The organism is Devosia sp. Root635, assembly GCF_001427605.1.
In the GTDB taxonomy this organism is placed as follows: domain Bacteria; phylum Pseudomonadota; class Alphaproteobacteria; order Rhizobiales; family Devosiaceae; genus Devosia.
This window is the reverse complement of record NZ_LMGZ01000019.1, coordinates 118,568-136,924: the sequence shown is the minus strand read 5'-3', so window position 1 is coordinate 136,924 and position 18,357 is coordinate 118,568. Positions and strand designations below refer to the sequence as shown.

16 protein-coding genes are annotated in these 18,357 nt (G+C 64.1%); 11 read left to right on the top strand and 5 right to left on the bottom strand.

Going from position 1 to position 18,357, the window contains the following annotated elements:
• Nucleotides 1-54: 54 nt before the first annotated feature.
• Genes ASD80_RS11935 through ASD80_RS11925 form a run of 3 tightly spaced genes read left to right on the top strand, consistent with a single transcriptional unit; the run spans nucleotide 55 to nucleotide 3,047 of the window.
• Nucleotides 55-759 (top strand): ABC transporter ATP-binding protein, encoded by a 705-nt coding sequence (locus ASD80_RS11935; protein WP_056233062.1) that lies wholly within the window; start codon nucleotides 55-57, stop codon nucleotides 757-759.
• Between the two features lie 3 nt (nucleotides 760-762).
• Nucleotides 763-1,767, top strand: a complete 1,005-nt coding sequence (locus tag ASD80_RS11930; protein WP_056233061.1) for a branched-chain amino acid ABC transporter permease — start codon at nucleotides 763-765, stop codon at nucleotides 1,765-1,767.
• Nucleotides 1,764-3,047: a branched-chain amino acid ABC transporter permease gene (locus ASD80_RS11925; protein ID WP_056233059.1), complete on the top strand. Its 1,284-nt coding sequence runs from the start codon at nucleotides 1,764-1,766 to the stop codon at nucleotides 3,045-3,047. The genes ASD80_RS11930 and ASD80_RS11925 overlap by 4 nt, the downstream gene beginning before the upstream one ends.
• 144 nt (nucleotides 3,048-3,191) lie before the next feature.
• Here the strand turns inward: ASD80_RS11925 and ASD80_RS11920 are convergent, their stop codons facing one another.
• Nucleotides 3,192-3,782, bottom strand: coding sequence for a class I SAM-dependent DNA methyltransferase (locus ASD80_RS11920; protein ID WP_056233057.1), 591 nt, complete (start codon nucleotides 3,780-3,782; stop codon nucleotides 3,192-3,194).
• 64 nt (nucleotides 3,783-3,846) lie between these two features.
• The gene (locus ASD80_RS11915; RefSeq protein ID WP_056233055.1) at nucleotides 3,847-5,052 is read right to left on the bottom strand and encodes an ABC transporter substrate-binding protein; all 1,206 of its coding nucleotides are present in this window, start codon (nucleotides 5,050-5,052) and stop codon (nucleotides 3,847-3,849) included.
• A 227-nt stretch (nucleotides 5,053-5,279) separates the two neighbouring features.
• Between ASD80_RS11915 and ASD80_RS11910 the strand changes: the two genes are divergently transcribed.
• The 7 genes from ASD80_RS11910 (at nucleotide 5,280) to pyc (ending at nucleotide 15,415) form a co-directional block, all read left to right on the top strand.
• Nucleotides 5,280-6,308: a glycine betaine ABC transporter substrate-binding protein gene (locus tag ASD80_RS11910; protein WP_082555238.1), complete on the top strand. Its 1,029-nt coding sequence runs from the start codon at nucleotides 5,280-5,282 to the stop codon at nucleotides 6,306-6,308.
• Between the two features lie 259 nt (nucleotides 6,309-6,567).
• Nucleotides 6,568-7,596, top strand: a complete 1,029-nt coding sequence (locus ASD80_RS11905) for an ABC transporter substrate-binding protein (protein ID WP_056233052.1) — start codon at nucleotides 6,568-6,570, stop codon at nucleotides 7,594-7,596.
• A 136-nt stretch (nucleotides 7,597-7,732) separates the two neighbouring features.
• Complete coding sequence (locus tag ASD80_RS11900; RefSeq protein ID WP_056233050.1) at nucleotides 7,733-8,602, top strand: ABC transporter permease; 870 nt, start codon at nucleotides 7,733-7,735, stop codon at nucleotides 8,600-8,602.
• A gap of 1 nt (nucleotide 8,603) precedes the next feature.
• A complete protein-coding gene (locus ASD80_RS11895) occupies nucleotides 8,604-9,647 on the top strand; it encodes a quaternary amine ABC transporter ATP-binding protein (protein WP_056233047.1) in 1,044 nt (347 codons plus the stop codon).
• Between the two features lie 197 nt (nucleotides 9,648-9,844).
• Entirely contained in the window at nucleotides 9,845-11,344 is a 1,500-nt protein-coding gene (locus ASD80_RS11890) for a putative bifunctional diguanylate cyclase/phosphodiesterase (RefSeq protein ID WP_056233045.1), read from the top strand.
• Between the two features lie 111 nt (nucleotides 11,345-11,455).
• Nucleotides 11,456-11,872 (top strand): TIGR01244 family sulfur transferase, encoded by a 417-nt coding sequence (locus ASD80_RS11885; protein WP_056233043.1) that lies wholly within the window; start codon nucleotides 11,456-11,458, stop codon nucleotides 11,870-11,872.
• Between the two features lie 102 nt (nucleotides 11,873-11,974).
• Nucleotides 11,975-15,415 (top strand): pyruvate carboxylase, encoded by a 3,441-nt coding sequence (gene pyc / locus ASD80_RS11880; RefSeq protein ID WP_056233041.1) that lies wholly within the window; start codon nucleotides 11,975-11,977, stop codon nucleotides 15,413-15,415.
• A gap of 39 nt (nucleotides 15,416-15,454) precedes the next feature.
• Here the strand turns inward: pyc and ASD80_RS11875 are convergent, their stop codons facing one another.
• The 3 genes from ASD80_RS11875 to ASD80_RS11865 all read right to left on the bottom strand — a co-directional run bounded on the left by ASD80_RS11875 (nucleotide 15,455) and on the right by ASD80_RS11865 (nucleotide 16,850).
• Nucleotides 15,455-15,898 carry a GreA/GreB family elongation factor gene (locus ASD80_RS11875; RefSeq protein ID WP_082555237.1) on the bottom strand — a complete coding sequence of 148 codons (444 nt, stop codon included), beginning with the start codon at nucleotides 15,896-15,898 and terminating at the stop codon, nucleotides 15,455-15,457.
• A gap of 198 nt (nucleotides 15,899-16,096) precedes the next feature.
• Entirely contained in the window at nucleotides 16,097-16,306 is a 210-nt protein-coding gene (locus tag ASD80_RS11870) for a hypothetical protein (protein ID WP_056233036.1), read from the bottom strand.
• 244 nt (nucleotides 16,307-16,550) lie between these two features.
• Nucleotides 16,551-16,850: a YkvA family protein gene (locus ASD80_RS11865; RefSeq protein ID WP_162247350.1), complete on the bottom strand. Its 300-nt coding sequence runs from the start codon at nucleotides 16,848-16,850 to the stop codon at nucleotides 16,551-16,553.
• 127 nt (nucleotides 16,851-16,977) lie between these two features.
• Between ASD80_RS11865 and ispG the strand changes: the two genes are divergently transcribed.
• Entirely contained in the window at nucleotides 16,978-18,219 is a 1,242-nt protein-coding gene (gene ispG / locus ASD80_RS11860; protein ID WP_056233031.1) for a flavodoxin-dependent (E)-4-hydroxy-3-methylbut-2-enyl-diphosphate synthase, read from the top strand.
• Nucleotides 18,220-18,357: the final 138 nt, after the last annotated feature.

Below are 18,357 nucleotides of genomic sequence, written 5' to 3'. Positions count from 1 at the left end.
CAGAGCCCTCGGGTCAAGCCCGAGGGTGACGATCTGTGATGGGGGAGAAATCTGATGCCCCTCATCGAACTCAGGAACGTCGTCGGTGGCTACGGCGGCGCGCCCATTCTCAACGGCGTCAACATGGCCATCGAGCAGAGCGATATCGGCGTCATCGTCGGCCCGAACGGCGCTGGCAAATCGACGACGCTCAAGGCCATTTTCGGCCTGCTCAAGGTGACTGGTGGGACGATCGAATTCGCCGGCAAGGATGTCGCCAATTCGCTGCCCGATGCGCTGGTGCCGATGGGGCTCAGCTTCGTGCCGCAGGAAAAGAACGTCTTCACGTCGATGACGGTGGAGGAAAACCTCGAAATGGGTGCCTTTACCCGGCGCGACGATTTCAAGGGCACCATGGACTGGGTCTACCAGATGTTCCCGGTGCTGGCGGAAAAGCGCCGGCAGCCGGCGGGCGAACTCTCGGGTGGGCAGCGGCAGATGGTGGCCATGGGCCGGGCGCTGATGAGCAAGCCCAAGCTGCTGATGCTGGACGAGCCTTCGGCGGGCTTGTCGCCCCGCTATGTGATCGAGATTTTCGAGACCATCGTTCGCGTCAACAAGGAGGGTGTGGGCATTCTCATGGTCGAGCAGAATGCCCGCCAGGCGCTGGCCTTTGCCTCGCGCGGGTTCGTGCTCGCCAGCGGGCAGAACCGCTTCACCGGCACGGGGCCCGAGCTCATCGCCGATCCCGAAGTCGCCAAAAGTTTCCTCGGGGGCTGAGCCGTGACCGAACTCGTTTTCTTCATCAACCAGGTGGTCATAGCCGGCGCGGTGCTGGGCTGCATCTATGCGCTGGGCGCGGTCGGCATCACATTGATCTTCGGCATATTGCGCTTTGCCCATTTTGCCCATTCCGAGCTCATGACCTCCGGCGCTTTCTTCGCGTTCCTGCTGGCGGCCCTGTTTGCCAGTTGGGGCGTCGTGACGCCGATCCCGCTGGGTTTCGTGGTGCTGCCGATCGCCATGGTCATGTCAGCCATTTTCGCGCTGGGCATCGACAAGGGCTTTTATGCACCCCTGCGCAGGCGCGGCGCCAAGCCGGTCATCCTGCTCATCGCCTCGATCGGGGTGACGCTGATGGCGCAGGGGCTGATCCGGCTGTTCTTCGGCGCCGGCTCCTGGTCGTTCTTCGAGACCGAGAGCAAGGAAATCTTCCGCATCGACACCAGCTTCATCGGCTCGACGCGGCCCCTGGTCATTACCGAGCCGCAACTGCTGATGATCGTCGTAACCATCATTTCGGTGCTGGCGCTGCATTTCTTCCTGACGCGGTCGCGGCTGGGCAAGGCGATGCGCGCCATGGCCGACAATGCCGACCTGGCGCAGGTCTCGGGCATCAATACGGCGCTGGTGGTACGGGTGACGTGGATCGTTGCCGGGGCGCTGGCCTGCATGGCCGGCACCATGCTGGCGCTGGACGTGACGCTGAAGCCTGACCTGGCCTTCAACATCATCATCCCGATCTTTGCCGCGGCCATTGTCGGCGGCCTGGGCCAGGCCTATGGCGCCATTGCCGGGGGCCTGCTGATCGGCTTTGCGGAGTCGCTGGCGGTGTTCAACTGGACCATGGTGCTGCGACCGCTCAACGCCATCCTGCCGGACTGGATGCAGTTGCCGGCGACGCTGGCGCTGGTGCCGACCGAATACAAGCTCACCGTGGCCTTCGTCATTCTCGTGGTGGTGCTGCTGGTGCGACCGACGGGCATCTTCAAGGGAGCTTCGTCATGATGCGGCGTTCGCTCACGCTCTTTGCCGGGCTGTTCGTGCTGATCCTGGTGATCGGCTGGCTCATGGGGCTGCCCTTCACCTCGTCGCGGCTCGTCGAAGCCGCCGCCTATAGCCTGATCGCGCTGGGCCTCAATATCCAGTGGGGCTATGGCGGGCTGTTCAATTTCGGCATTATGGGCTTCCTGATGCTGGGTGGCTTTGCCGTCACCTTTATCTCCTATCCGGTCAATCCGACGTTCTGGGGCTCGGACGGGCCGTGGATGCTGGGGCGGGCGCTGATCGCCTTCGTGGCCGGGGCGCTGCTGGTCATCGGTGCGCGCAAGAGCGACCGGCTGGGTATTCGCGGCGGCTGGAAGAGCTTCGTCACGGTGCTGGCCTGGTTCGTGGCCTATTGCATCTATCGCAGCCAGCTCGATCCGGCGGCGGCCTATATCGAGGCCAATGCCGGCTTTGTCGGCGGGCTGGGCGCCCATCCGGTCTTGGGGTGGCTGTTCGGCGGCGTGCTGGCGGCGGTGATCGCCTTCATCGTCGGCAAGATCGCCCTTGGCCTGCGCACCGACTATCTCGCCATCGCCACGATCGGCATTTCAGAGATCATCCGGGCGCTCATCAAGAACATGGACTGGCTGACGCGCGGCACGCTGACCGTGTCGCCGATCCCGTGGCCGACGCCGCTGCCGCAGGACTATCAGGCCTCCGGATCGGACATGGTGTCCTCGCTGCTGCTGGCGCGGGGCGGTTTCCTGCTGCTGGCCGTTGCCGTGCTGGCCCTTGCCATCTGGCTGATCTCGCGCGCCTATGCCGGGCCGTGGGGCCGCATGATGCGGGCCATTCGCGACAACCACATCGCCTCGGCCTCGATGGGCAAGAACGTTACCGCACGGCAGCTCGAAATCTTCGTCTTCGGCTCGGTGCTGATGGGCATTGGCGGGGCGATGCTGGTGAGCTTCACGCAGATCTTCGATCCCAGCAGCTACCAGCCGATCAATCACACCTTCCTCATCTGGGTGATGATCATCGTGGGAGGCGCCGGCAATAATTGGGGCGCGGTGTTCGGCGCGGTGCTGATCTGGCTGGTCTGGGTGGTCAGCGAGCCGCTGGCCAAGTTCATTTTCGAGTTCGTCAGCACCTGGTCGACCAATATCGGCTGGGGCGCCATTCCCGAAATCGAGTCGCGCTCGGCGCAGATGCGTGTCTTCGTGCTGGGGCTGGTCATCACCATTGCCCTGCGGTTTGCGCCCAAGGGGCTGATTCCGGAAGTGGTGCGGCGGGACGCCTAACGTTCTTCACCTCTCCCTTGGGGGAGAGGTCGACGCGCAGCGTCGGGTGAGGGGGCCTTCCCCTCGCGCCGAGTCTAGAAAAGGCCCCCTCACTCGGCTCGCAAGGGCGATCCGACCTCTCCCCCAGGGGAGAGGTGAAGAACGTTAGCCCTTTCTGGCATCCAGCCAGAGCCAGCGGGTCGGCTGGTCGTCATAGCCCGAGCCATGGTTTTCGGTGATTGTCGTCTCGACCCAATCGGCCGCGGCGGCCATATGCGCCCGCAATGCGTCGGCATCGGGATAGTTGTAGTAGCGACCCAACGCGTCGCGGCCCTCGCCGCCGCCGGCCTTGAAGCTGGCGGTCAGATGCCCGCCGGGACGCAGCGCCCGGAAGATGCGGGCGAAGTCGTCGGTCAACTCGTGGCGCGGTGCGTGCAGCAGCGCGGCGCATGCCCAGACGCCATCGTAAGCCGCGATATCTTCCAGCTCGTTGAACGCCATGATCCGCACCGGAACGCCGAGCCGCCTTTCGGCCTCGGCGGCCAGTTCGGGCGAGGCATCGGATGGGCTGACGGCAAAGCCGACGGCGAGCATGGCGGCTGCGTCGCGGCCGTTGCCCGTTCCCAGTTCGAGCACGGTGCCGCGAGGCGGCAGGCGCGCCAGGAAGGCAGAGAGCTGCGGGGTCGGGCCTTTGGCATGCTGCACATAGGTCGCGGCATTGTCGGCGTAGAACTTGAGGGTTTCGCGATCGGGCATTGGCGCCTCCAACGAAAAGGCCCGGGATCGCTCCCGGGCCTTCAATCCGTCAGGTGGTCCGGTATTACTGGATCACGCCCTTTTCGACGAAGGCGCCGCCTTCGACGGCGAGTTCGACGATGATGCCGTCAACGTCGCCAGCTGCGTCGAAGTCGAGCGGGCCGCCGGCGCCTTCATAGTCGATGTCGGTGCCGGCCTTGATCAGCTCGACGGCCTTGGTCCATTCGCCGGGCAGGATCTTTTCGCCCGGAGCGGAAGCCACTTCGCGCAGGGCAGCCGAGAGGCCGTCACGCGAGGTCGAGCCGTTCTTCTCGATGGCCAGAGCCAGCAGGAAGGCAGCGTCGTAAGCCTGCGGCGCATAGGTGGCGTTGGCCACGAAGCCTTCGCCGCCGGTGAAGGCATTATAGATATCGACGGCTTCGCCGGTCGGAGCGCCGGCGCGGGTGGCGATCAGGCCTTCCACGGCAGCGGCGTCGATGCCCGAGAGCAGGTCGTCGCCGACCATGCCATCGCCGCCGACATAGAGGGTGAAGTTGCCTGATTCGACGGCCTGGCGCAGGATCGTGTTGCCCGAGGCATTGGCGTAGGCGAGGATCACGAGGTTCTGCGAAGCGACCAGGTTGCCCAGCTCGGCGCGGTAGTCGGCCTTGCCTTCTTCATGGGCGACGTTGGCAGCAACGGTGCCGCCGCCGGCGGTGTAGGCAGCGCTGAGAGCATCGGCGAAGCCTTTGCCGTAGTCGTTGTTGACATAGGTGATGGCAATGTCATTGACGCCCTTGGACAGCAGCAGCTCGGCCAGCTTGACGCCCTGGAGCGCGTCCGACGGCGTGGTGCGGTAAACGAGGTCGTTGTCCTTGAGGGTGGTCAAAGCCGGGGCCGAAGAGGCCGGCGAGACGAAGACTACATTGCCGCTGAGGCCGGAGCCGTTGAAGGCACCGATGGTTTCGCCGGTGCACAGGCCGCCAACGACGGCCACGGCATTGTCGGTGTTGATGATCTTGTCGGCAGCGGTGGCGCCGCCGGTGGCGTCGCAGGCGCTATCGGCCGAGATCATGGTCAGTTCGCCGCCCAGGATGCCGCCCTGCTCGTTGACCTGCTGCACGACCAGCTCGGCGCCGGCGAAGATCGGCGGGGTCAGGGATTCGATCGGGCCGGTGAAGCCGCCGATGAAGCCGATGGTGGCGCCGGTATCCTGGGCAATGGCGGGCGCGGCGACGGCGAGCGTCGAAGCGGCAACGGCCAGTGCCAGGGTGTTCTTGAGATTGCGCATGTACGTCCCTCTGCTTGGGCCGCTCCGCCGAGAGGCCCTGTGCCGGGCCAGTCTTCCGTACGGAACGACGCGATAAAGGGGGCGCAACCCGCGCCCCGCTGAAAGCAACTGTTGCACATTTGATAAGCGGGAGTCACCGGGTATTGATTGGCAAATCAGCTTGGTGCTGCTGTTGCTTAACGGGCGGGTTTTTGCATGAAGTGGGCGCCTGACAAGGGAGTGCAGCCATGAGGGCGAAGCTATTGCGCGGGGTGCTCCTGCTGTTGGCGCTGCTGGCGTCCGGACCAGCGCTTGCCCAGATCACCGTGCTCGACCAGGCCCAGGATGCGCCGCCGCCGCAGGAGGCTGCCGCGCCGCCACCACCCTGCGGCACCCAGCCCCTCAGTATCGCCCGGATGAGCTGGCCTTCCGCCGAACTGCTGGCGGAAATCCATGCCCGCATCCTCAGGCGCGAATTCGGCTGCGAAACGCGGGTCACGCCGGGGGATCTCGCGGCTACCGGCTCTTCGATGGGGTCGACCGGCCAGCCGGCGGTGGCGCCCGAAATGTGGGTCACCCGCATTGCCGATGTGTGGAATGCCGGCATCGAGGCGCAGATGCTGCGCCCGGCGGCGCCGACCTATGTCGAGGCGCAGCTCGAAGGCTGGTTCATGCCCGACTATGTGGCGCTGGGCCATCCCGAACTGGTCGGCGCGGCAGGCATAGCGGCCGCGGCGCCGAGCCTCAATGGCGGGACCAGGGTGCGGTTCATCTCGTGTCCGGCCGACTGGGCCTGCGCGCTGATCAACCGCAATCTGGTGCGGGCGCTGGGCCTGTCGGGCATGCTGGAGGTGGTGGAGCCGGCCAACCGGTTCGAAATGGATACGCTGATCGCCGAGGCGGTGAGCCGCAAGGAGCCGATCCTGTTCTACTACTGGCAGCCCAATGCGGTACTGGCGCAGTTCAACTTCGTGGCGCTGGACATGGGCCCCTATGACGAGGAGGCGGCCAAGTGCCTGGCGCGGCTGGCCTGCGCCACGCCCGTTGCCAGCGCCTTTCCTAGCGAAACGGTGGTGGTCGCGCTGGCGGAATGGGTATTCACCGACATTCCCGCCATCGCCGCCTACTTCCAGCGCAGCAGCCTGCCGCTCAGGGAAATGAATGCGCTGCTGGCCCAGCTCAACGAACCGGGGGCGACCGTCGAGGACGTTGCCGAGCGCTTCGTCGTCGAGCGCAAGGATATCTGGGGCACCTGGTTGTCCTCGATCGCGCCCTAGACGGTTGAAAACCCGGCGAATCCGCGGCTAAATCAAGGCGAAGAATATTTTTTTGCTTGCCGCTCGATTTCGCGACGTTATGTCACCTCTTGGGTGAGCAAGTTTTTATCGGAAAGCAGTTGTTTCCAAGTTCATACTAGTTCGTCCGGCAAATTTAGATTGTCAGAAAGAACAGTTTTGCAGCAAGTAATCGTCGATTTGACACATCTGTATTGCTGCATTTATGGTCCGTCATCACATAAAACCAGGAGACGACCTGATGATATTGAAGTCCGGTGGCATTGCCGCCGCGATGGCTGTTGCGCTTTTGTCCGCGATGAGCCTTCCCGCCCTTGCCCAGGAAACCGACGCCGCCGCCTGCGGCACCGATCGAACCATCGATATTGCCGAGATGACCTGGCCGTCGGCGGCCGCCTTGGCCCATATTCACGCCACCATTCTCGAGGCCGGCTTCGGCTGCGACGTCGAGATTGTCACTGGCGATACCGTTCCCACCTCCTCCTCCATGCTGACGCGCGGTACACCCGCAGTGGCGCCGGAGCTATGGACCAGCGCCATCGAGGAGCCCTGGGCCGAGGGCATCGCGGCAGGCGATGTGGTGCAGCTTTCCGATGCCATTACCGATGGTACCGTCGAGGGCTGGTTCATTCCCCGCTATACGCAGGAAGCAAACCCCGAGCTGACGACCGCCGAAGCGGCGATCGCGCGGCCCGACCTGTTCCCCGATCCGGAGGAGCCCGACCAGGGCCGGCTCTATTCCTGCCCGCCGGGCTGGGCCTGCGAGCTGTCCACGTCGGCGCTGTTCGAGGCCTTCGACATGGACGATACCTGGAACCTGTTCTCGCCCGGTTCGGGCGGTGCGCTGGACGCATCGATCGCCCGCGCCTTCACGCGGGAAGAGCCGATCCTGTTCTATTATTGGGGGCCGACGGCGATCCTGGGCAAGTATGATGCGGTGCAGCTCGACCTGGGCGAGGCCAAGCCGGCCGTCTATGCCTGCAATACCGATCCAGATTGCGACGAGCCGGCTGGTGTGACCGCCTATCCGTCCTCGCCGGCCATCGTGGGCGCTGCCGCCTGGATCCAGGAAGAAGCTCCCGCCGTGGCCGAGTATTTCTCCAAGGTTGGGCTGACCAATGCCGAGATCAGCGAATTGCTGGTCTATGGCGACGAGAACCAGGCCGACGCTGCCGATACGGCGGTGAACTTCCTCAAGACCAAAGAAGACCTGTGGACGAGCTGGGTTTCGCCCGAGGTGGCCGAAAAGGTCAAAGCAAGCCTTAGCTGATCGTTGCCTCACAGCGAAAAGCCGATACGGCCGGGTTTCGACCCGGCCGTTTTCCGCGTGATGCCCGAATGCGATTTGCCATCGCCTTGGGAACGCCTTCCGGCATCGCGCGCCAAACGTCCCGGAGAAGTATGACGTGTTTCCCGAACTGATCGACACCCGCCCGCTGCGCCGGGCCATCGACGACGGCCTCAACTGGGTCGTGCGCAACTGGAGCGATGAATTCGAAGCGGCGGCCTATCCGCTGCTGATGCTGCTCAAGGCCATCGAGGACCTGCTGATCGCCACCCCCTGGTGGCTGATCATGGCTGTGCTGGTGGGTATTGCCTGGCTCGCCACGCGCAACTGGAAGCTGCCTGTCATCGTGCTGGTGTCGCTGCTGTTCCTGGGGGTGATGGACCTGTGGGAAGACGCGATGACCACAATGGCCCTGATGATCGCCGCGACCATCACCGCCATCGTGGTGTCCATTCCGGTCGGCGTGTGGATGAGCCGTTCGCTCAATGTGCGCAATGTCGTCACGCCCGTCCTCGATCTGATGCAGACGCTGCCCAGCTTCGTCTATCTCATTCCCACGGTGATGATTTTCGGGCCAGGCAAGATTCCGGCGCTGATCGCCACCATCGTCTACGCAGCCCCGCCATTGGTGCGCCTCACCGATCTCGGCCTGCGCTCGGTCGATCCGGCGGTGATGGAGGCCAGCCGTGCCTTCGGCACCAATCCGCGGCAGCGGCTGTTCGGCGTGCAGATACCCCTGGCCTTGCCGACGATCCTGGCCGGCATCAACCAGACCACGATGATGGCGCTGGCCATGGTGGTCATCGCCTCGATGATCGGCGCGGGCGGGCTGGGCTACCAGGTGCTGCAGGGCATCGGCCGGCTCGAAGTCAGCCGCGGATTGTTCGCCGGTCTGGGCATCGTCGTGCTCGCCATCATTTTCGACCGCATCACGCAATCCTTCGGCAGGCAGTTGCAGGGGCGGATCGGCCTGGCGGAGGTGCGCTGACATGAACGCGATCGATATCGATACCGACTTCGCCATCGCCATGCGCGGCGTGACCAAGATTTTCGGCGATGACCCGAATACGGCGCTGGCGCTGCTGCAGGCGGGCCGGTCCAAATCCGACGTGCAGGCGGAGACCGGCCATGTCGTCGGGCTCGACAATGTTTCGCTGGATGTCGCCAAGGGACAGATATTCGTGGTCATGGGCCTGTCGGGCTCGGGCAAGTCGACGCTGATCCGCCATGTCAACCGGCTGATCGAGCCGACGGCGGGCGAAATCGTCGTCAACGGCGCCGACGTGCTCAAGATGAGTCTCGACCAGTTGCGGACCTATCGGCGGACGCAGGTGGCCATGGTGTTCCAGAAATTCGGCCTGCTGCCGCATCGCTCGGTCATCGACAATGTCGCCTATGGCCTTGAAGTGCGCGGCGTGGGCAAGGCCGAGCGCCTCAGGGAGGCGGCGAAGTGGATCGAGATCGTCGGCCTTTCCGGCTACGAGCAGTCGCGGCCGCGCCAGCTTTCGGGTGGGCAGCAGCAGCGCGTCGGGCTGGCCCGGGCGCTGGCGCTCGATACCGAGATCATCCTGATGGACGAGGCTTTCTCTGCGCTCGATCCGCTGATCCGTTCGGGCATGCAGGACCAGTTGATCGAGCTGCAGAAGTCGCTGGGCAAGACCATCCTGTTCATCACCCATGATTTCGATGAAGCGCTCAAGATCGGTCACCGCATCGCCGTGCTCAAGGATGGCGCGGTGCAGCAGGTCGGCAAGCCCGAGGACATCGTGCTGCGGCCGGCCAATGAGCATATTGAGGAGTTTGTGCGCGACGTGAACAAGGCGCGGGCGATCCATGTTCGCTCGATCATGGACAAGGGCGAGTTCGAAGCCTGCGCACAATCGGTCTCCCGCGACGCCCGCTGCGAGGATGTGCTGCCCCTGTTTGCCGAACACCAATGGGTGGGGGTGGTGGACGAGAGCGGGCGGCAGATCGGCCGGGTGACCGCCAAGCAGGTGATCAAGGCCCTGGCGCGGTATACGCCGGGGATGTGATGAAGCGGCGCGGCAGGGTTGCATTAACCACACCGCGCGCCTGCCGGTGCCGTGTCGCAAGAGTGTCATGCGGCGCCGGTAGTCTATAGCGCTATTTTCTATAAGTATATGTAATATAACGACTATTTTCGATCGTTTACGGGTTGTTCAGAGCTTCTCGCCGATAAATCGGGACCCTCACCGGACCAGCCCATCCCATGCGCCCCGATCCCAGCCTTGTTTCCATTCTCGCCGGTTATCGCAGGATCGCACTGGCGATCGGCCTGCTGGCGGTGGTCGTCGTTGTTGTCCGTGCGCTGGTATTCTTCGGCTTTGCCGATGCTGCCGTTGCCAGGATGCTGCCTGCCGGCGCGCTGGCGGCGGGTGCGGTTATCCTGGCCTATGGCCATCGCCGGCTGTCGCGGCAGTTGATCGATATCGGCCGCCAGGCGCGGGAAGCCCGGGCCATGGCCCAGCGAGACGCGTTGACCGGCGTGTTCACGCGCGCCTATTTCCTCGAGGCCATGGGTGACGTGGTGTTTCACGGCTCGGACCGCCCGGTCGGCTACCTGCAGCTCGACATGGACAATCTCAAGGTGCTCAACGACAGCGCCGGCCATGCGGCGGGCGATGCGGCATTGGTCCATCTCAGCCGCATCATCGAACAGGTCGCGCCGGGTGCCACGGTTGGCCGGCTGGGTGGCGACGAATTCGGCATCATGATTGGCGGGCATGACAACAAGGCGGCGTTGCGCCGGCTGGGCGAGGAACTGCTGCGCCAGTTGGAGCAACCGATCACCATTGCCGGCCGGCCGGCGCGGCTATCGGCCTCGATCGGCGCGGCGCTGTTCCCGCAGGATGCGGTCGATCCGGCGGATTTGATCTCCAAGGCCGATCTGGCGCTCTACAAGGGCAAGAAATCGGGCCGCCACGCCGTGGTGTGCTTCGATCACGACATGCTCGGCGACGAGCGGCACCGCCGTTTCGTCGAGCGCGAACTGCGCGCCGCGCTGCTGATGGATGAGCTGGAGCTGCACTACCAGCCGGTATTTGCAGCCGATATGTCCATTCGCTCGCATGAGGCGCTGGTGCGCTGGCGCCATCAGGTTCGCGGCATGATTTCGCCGGCGCAGTTCGTGCCGATTGCCGAGGAGAGCGACCTTATCGACAAGCTGGGCGACTGGGTGCTGCGCCGCGCCTGCGCCGACCTGCCGGCGCGCCAGGGCGTGCCCGTTGCCGTCAATGTTTCGCCGGCACAGTTGCGCCATGCCGATTTCGCCGAGCGCTTCGCGGCGGTGCTGCAAGCCACGGGGACCGATCCGCGCCTGCTGATCGTCGAGATAACCGAAACCGTGCCGCTCAATGCGCGCCAGGTCGAGCTGGCCAATCTGGCGGCTTTGCGCGCACTGGGCGTAAGGATCGCCATCGACGATTTCGGCGCCGGGCATGCGAGCCTGCAATATCTGCGCGGCTTTGCCTTCGACATCATCAAGATCGACCGCTCCTATGTGTCCAATCTGGGCGCCAGCCGCATCGACGGCATGATCGTTTCCGCCATTTGCGATATCGCCCGCTCGCTGCCGGTCGAGGTGGTGGCCGAGGGTATCGAGACCCAGGAGCAGCTCACCCGGCTGCGCCAGGCCGGATGTGGCGGCTTCCAGGGCTACCTGCTCGGCCGGCCCCAGGCGCTGCCCAGGCCCGCCGATGCCGCGGCCTGAGCGGCAGATGACAGGTTCATGACAGGTAGCCTTCCGTCGCAGTTGCGTCCGGCGCAACCGCGCGGATATAAGGGGCCGGGGAAGCCTCGATGTGGCAGCGGGAGTAGTGACTTGGATTTGAAGCGGATCAACGATCACGTCAGCGTTTCGGGACAGATTCAGCCCGAGGACGTCGCAGCGCTCAAAGCCGCCGGTTTCGTCGCCATCGTCAATAATCGCCCCGACGGCGAATCGCCCGACCAGCCGACCAGCGCCGAAATCGAAGCTGCCGCCAAGGCTGCGGGCCTCCACTACTATGCCATCCCACTCGGCCGTGAGGGGGTTTCCCCCGACATGGTCGAACAGACCAAATCCGTGCTCGAGGGGAGCGCGGGTCCGGTCTTCTGCTTCTGCCGTTCGGGGACGCGCTCCACCACGCTCTGGGCGCTGAGCCAGGCCGGCGAGATGGAGGCGGGCGAGATCATTCGGGAGGCGGCCGAGGCTGGCTACGACATGAGCCATCTCGCGGGCCACCTGAGCCGCAGCTAGACTTTCTATTCGACGGTTGGACGGGCAACCGTCACCAGCCGTCCACAATACCTGAGCCGGACCCGCCAGGGTCCCAAACCCCTCCTGCTCGGACGGACATTGATGCCCATCAAGAAAATCCTCGTCGCCAACCGCAGCGAAATCGCCATCCGCGTCTTCCGCGCCGCCAATGAGCTGGGGCTCAAGACAGTGGCCGCCTATGCCGAAGAAGACAAGCTGGCGCTGCACCGGTTCAAGGCCGATGAGGCCTATCTGATCGGCAAGGGTAAAGGCCCTGTGGAAGCCTATCTGCAGATCGACGAATATATCCGCATCGCCCGCATTTCGGGCGCCGACGCGATCCATCCGGGCTATGGCCTGCTCTCTGAGAGCCCGGAATTCGTTGACGCCTGCGAGGATGCCGGCATCATTTTCATTGGTCCGCGGGCCCAGACCATGCGCGACCTCGGCAACAAGGTCGCGGCGCGCAACATGGCGATCGCCTCCAAGGTGCCGGTGGTACCGGCCACCGAGGCGCTGCCCGACGATGCCGAGGCGATCAAGAAGCTGGCCGCCGAGATCGGTTATCCGCTGATGCTCAAGGCGAGCTGGGGCGGCGGCGGCCGGGGCATGCGCCGCATCATGGATGAGACGACGCTGCTGAGCGAAGTCAGCGAGGGCAAGCGCGAGGCCAAGGCGGCCTTCGGCAAGGACGAGATGTATCTCGAAAAGCTGATCGAGCGCGCCCGCCATGTCGAGGTGCAGCTGATTGGCGATGACCATGGCAACCTGGTGCATCTGTTCGAACGCGACTGCTCGGTGCAGCGGCGCAACCAGAAGGTGGTGGAGCGCGCGCCGGCGCCTTACCTCTCCGATGCCGTGCGCAAGGAATTGACCGACGCGGCGGTCCGCCTGGGCAAGGCCGCCAGCTATCGTGGCGCCGGCACGGTCGAATTCCTGATGGATGCCGATACCGACAAATTCTATTTCATCGAGGTCAATCCGCGCATTCAGGTGGAGCATACCGTCACCGAGGAGGTGACCGGCATCGACATCGTCAAGGCGCAGATTCACCTGCTGGACGGCGCGGTGATCGGGACGCCGGAATCGGGCGTGCCGCTGCAAAAGGATATCCATCTCAACGGCAATGCCATCCAGTGCCGGGTGACGACGGAAGACCCCGAGCAGAACTTCATTCCGGACTATGGCCGCATCACCGCCTATCGCGGCGCCACGGGCTTTGGCGTGCGGCTCGATGGCGGCACGGCCTATTCGGGCGCGGTCATCACGCGGTTCTACGATCCGCTGCTGGAAAAGGTCACCTGCTGGGCGCCGAGCGCCGAGGAGGCCATCGCCCGCATGCATCGCGCCTTGCGCGAGTTCCGCATCCGCGGCGTGTCGACCAACCTGGCCTTCCTCGAAAACATCATCACCCATCCCGATTTCGTCGAGAACCGCTATACGACGCGCTTCATCGACACGACGCCGGAGCTGTTCAACTTCAAGCCGCGCAAGGACCGCGCGACCAAGCTCTTGAGCTATATCGCCGACGTGACGGTCAACGGGCATCCCGAGGTGCGCGATCGGCCGAAGCCGCCGGCGGAAGCGGCGGCGCCGGTGGTGCCGGAATTCCCGCCGCTGGCCACTATCGAGGGCAGCCGGCAGGTGCTGGACCGCGACGGGCCGGCGGCCCTGGCGCAGTGGATGAAGGCGCAGAAGCGGGTGCTGTTCACCGATACGACGATGCGCGATGCGCATCAGAGCCTGCTGGCCACCCGCATGCGATCCTACGATATTACCAGGATTGCCCAGGCGTATTCTCGTGGTTTGCCTGCACTTTTCTCGCTGGAGTGCTGGGGCGGGGCGACGTTCGACGTTTCCATGCGCTTCCTCAACGAGGATCCGTGGGAGCGGCTAGCCAGGGTGCGCGAGGGTGCGCCCAATATCCTGACCCAGATGCTGCTGCGCGGCAGCAATGGCGTCGGCTACACCAATTATGCCGACAATGTCGTCAAGTTCTTCGTGCGGCAGGCGGCGGCGGGTGGGGTCGACATCTTCCGCGTGTTCGACTGCCTCAACTGGGTCGAGAACATGCGGGTCTCGCTCGATGCGGTCATCGAGGAAGGCAAGGTCGCCGAGGGGGTCATCTGCTATACCGGTGACCTGTTCGACCCCGAGCGGTCCAAATACGACCTCAAATATTATGTCGGGCTGGCCAAGGAGCTGGAAAAGGCCGGTGCGCATGTGCTGGGCCTCAAGGACATGGCCGGGCTGCTGAAGCCCGCTGCCGCCAGCAAGCTGATCGCGACACTCAAGGACGAGATCGGCCTGCCGATTCATCTCCATACGCACGACACGTCGGGCGCGGCTTCGGCCACGGTGCTGGCGGCGGTGGCGGCGGGGGTCGACGCGGTGGATGCGGCCATGGATGCGCTGAGCGGCACCACCAGCCAGCCCACGCTGGGTTCCATCGTTGCGGCCCTGGCCGGCGGCGAGCGCGATCCGGGATTGGATGCCAAGGCGATCCGGCAGATCTCGTTCTATTGGGAAGCAGTGCGCACGCAGTATCGGGCCTTCGAGAGCGATCTCAAGGGTGGCGCCTCGGAAGTCTACCTGCATGAAATGCCGGGCGGCCAGTTCACCAATCTCAAGGAACAGGCGCGCTCGCTGGGGCTCGAAACCCGCTGGCACGAAGTGGCCCAGACCTATGCCGACGTCAACCAGATGTTCGGCGATATCGTCAAGGTGACGCCCAGCTCCAAGGTGGTCGGCGATATGGCGCTGGCCATGGTCTCGGCCGGGCTCAAGCGGGCCGATGTGGAAAATCCGGACAAGGATATCGCCTTCCCGGACTCGGTGGTGGGCTTCTTTGCCGGGGACCTGGGCCAGCCGCCGGGTGGCTTCCCCAAGGCGTTGCAGAAGAAGGTGCTCAAGGGCAAGACGCCGCTGACCGAACGTCCGGGCTCCTATCTCAAGCCGGTCGATCTGGAGGCCGAGCGCAAGAAGATCGCCGACGAAGTGGGCCACGAGATCGATGATTTCCGGCTCGCCTCATATCTCATGTACCCCAAGGTCTATTCGGATTTCGAAAAGACCCAGGACCGCTATGGCCCGACCGAGGCGCTGCCGACGCCGGTCTATTTCTACGGGCTGGACGAGGGCGACGAGCTGCTGGTCGATATCGAGAAGGGCAAGACGCTGGTCGTCAACTATCTCGGCCGCGCCCCGACCAATGAAAAGGGCGAGGTGCGGGTGTTTTTCGACCTCAATGGCCAGCCACGCACTATCCTGGTGCCGGATCGGCTCAAGGTCGGCGAGGTCAAGGTGCGGGCCAAGGCCGTGCCCGGTGACGCCAAGCAGGTCGGCGCGCCCATGCCGGGCGTCATCTCGACCCTGGCGGTCAAGGAAGGCCAGCAGGTTACCGCTGGCGACGTGCTGTGTTCCATTGAAGCGATGAAGATGGAAACCGCGCTCCATGCCGAGGTGGACGGGGTGGTCGCCGAACTCCTGATCAAGCCCGGCGACCAGATCGACGCCAAGGACCTGCTGGTCCGGTTCGAATAACAAAAGGCCCGGAGTGATCCGGGCCTTTCTCTTGGCAGGCTACGCTGCGCTTGGTCCCGGATCGCCTCCGGGCAGGGGGTTGGTCACCTGCAGCACCTTGAGGCGCTGTGTTTTGCCGTCGGGGTCGAGCCAGGTCATGATATGGCCAGGCCGTAGTCCGAGCAGCGCCGCCCCATAGACAGATGTGACCGTGAGCCGATAGGCGCCAGTGGCTTCATCGTCCTGTGATATGATGAGCTTGACGGTGCGCTCGGCCCCCGGCATCGGTCGGTAACGCACGATGCTGCCGATACGCACGACATCGGGAGGCAGTAGCGCATCCTGCACGATCTGGGCGCGATCCAGCTCATAGAGCAGGAAATCCGTGCGTTCGGCATCGGCGCCGATGCTGGTCAATGCCGTGGCCGTCAGCCGGCGGTGCTCGCTCTCACCCACCAGTATCTGAGGCGACTGGCCCCAATCGGACAAGGAAATCGTGGTCATGGACTATCTTGCCTCCTGGCTGGTGCGGCGGGTACCGGCACCTGATCCACCGTCAAGGTGCGTGAAAGGACGTTCAAGCCCGGATGATTGGCCGTCATATTGCCGGTGGCACCAGGGACAACGGCGGGCTGCCCGTGGACGGGGGCCGGAGCAGGATTTGCAGTAGCGCAGGCTGCGCATGAGGTCTTCCTTTCCGGTTCACGAGAATGGGGTCGCGGCGAGCGTCTGCAATATGCGTGCCCGGTCTTCGAGGCAGAGCAGGCGTATCGTCATGGTCTCGGTCTTGATCGGGGTCTGCTGGGGCAGGCTGTAGCTCAGTTCCGGCAGGTGCGTATCGGCCCATTCGCGGAAACGGCGCAGCTTGTCGCCGCCGCTGATGGGCAGGGTCACGGAGTATTTGAAAGTCATTTCGAGTTGCCTTCAAGACGCATGCGTCATCGCCATGCGCGGTGGCACGGGGGAGCATGCTCAGGTTTTGGGGAGCGGTGTGATGCAGTCCTGGTGCTGCTCTTGCCCATCAGGCAGGTAGCAACACCAGGCGATCAGCCTGCCTTGCGAAGGCGACTTTCAAACAGGCGTGTGGCAGTAAAAATCCGGCTCATGGCTGATATCATGGCCATATGGCCCGCTTTGTCAAATTATCGAAGTGCGGCTAAAGGCGCCGGGCCTTGCCATCGACGGTCTTGCCATCGACGGTCTTGCCGTATTTGCCGGCATAGACGGGGACCGGCAGGCGGCTGACGATCCAGCTCACCATCAGGGGCACCAGGATCATGTCATCGACCCAGCCGAGCAGGGGGATGACATCGGGGATGATATCGAGCGGATTGACCAGGTAGAAAGCGACGAACAGCGTCGCGGCCTTGAGATGGAGCGGAGTCTCGGGCGCGAAGAAAGCCTTCCAGAGCTGGACGACTTCCTTGCGGAAGAGGACGAGGCGGGAGAGGAGCATGTTCATCATACCCATTAAATGGGCCGGCCGGCCAAAGGTTCAAGATCGGCGCGATCACGCAAGCGTAACATTGCTCTTGTAGGCTTCTGGGCCTATTTCTCCCCTCAGAAGGTTTCGAGGTGTTTTGATGGCTGGCCCGGCAATACGCAGGCAATCGGTTGGTGTTGATGTCGGCGGTGTGCTGGTCGGCGGCGGCGCGCCCGTCGTCGTGCAGTCGATGACCAATACCGATACGGCCGATATCGACGCGACCGTGAAGCAGGTCATGCAGCTGGCACGGGCCGGTTCGGAGATCGTGCGCATCACGGTGGATCGCGACGAATCCGCGGCTGCCGTGCCTGTCATCCGCGACCGGCTGGCCTTCATGGGCTATGACGTGCCGCTGGTGGGCGATTTCCACTATATCGGCCACAAGCTGCTGACCGATCACCCGGCCTGTGCCGAGGCTTTGGCCAAATACCGCATCAATCCAGGCAATGTCGGCTTCAAGGCCAAGCGCGACACGCAATTCTCGACGCTGATCGATATTGCCAACAAATATGACAAGCCGGTGCGCATCGGGGTGAACTGGGGTTCGCTCGACGAGGAATTGCTGACAAGGCTGATGGACGAGAATGCGGCTTCGGCCGCGCCGATTTCGGCCGCTGCCGTGCAGCGCGAGGCGATCATCCAGTCGGCGCTCCTGTCGGCCAGGCGCGCCGAAGAGCTGGGCATGGGGCGCAACAGGATCATCCTCTCGACCAAGGTTTCGGACGTCCAGCACCTCATCGCAGTCTACCAGGATTTGGCAGCGCGGTGTGACTATGCGCTCCATCTGGGGCTGACCGAGGCGGGCATGGGGAGCAAGGGCATTGTCGCCTCATCGGCCGCTTTGGGCATCCTGTTGCAGCAGGGCATTGGCGACACGATCCGCATTTCGCTGACGCCCGAGCCGGGCGGCGACCGCACCACCGAGGTCAAGGTGGCGCAGGAACTGCTGCAGACCATGGGCTTCCGCCAGTTCCTGCCGGTCGTGGCGGCCTGCCCCGGCTGCGGGCGCACGACCTCGACCACGTTCCAGACGCTGGCCAAGGATATCCAGGACCACCTCAATGTCTCGATGCCGGAATGGCGCGAGCGCTATCCGGGCGTGGAAACGCTATCGGTGGCGGTCATGGGCTGCATCGTCAACGGGCCGGGCGAGAGCAAGCATGCCAATATCGGCATCTCGCTGCCGGGCACCGGCGAAACGCCGGCCGCCCCGGTCTTTGTCGATGGCGAAAAGGTCGCGACCTTGCGCGGCGCCGATGTGGCCGATCAGTTCAAGGTGATGGTTGCCAACTATATTGAGCGCAAGTTCGGCACCGGCCAGAAGACGGCGGCAGAGTGAGCGACTTCTTCCGCCGTCTGTTCACGCCCTTCCAATCCTCGCCGCGCCGCTGGTTGTGGGTCGGCATCATGCTGCTGGTCCTGGCGGTGCTGGCGCTGACTGGCAATCTGTCCTGATCGGAGCGGTGTGAACCACCAC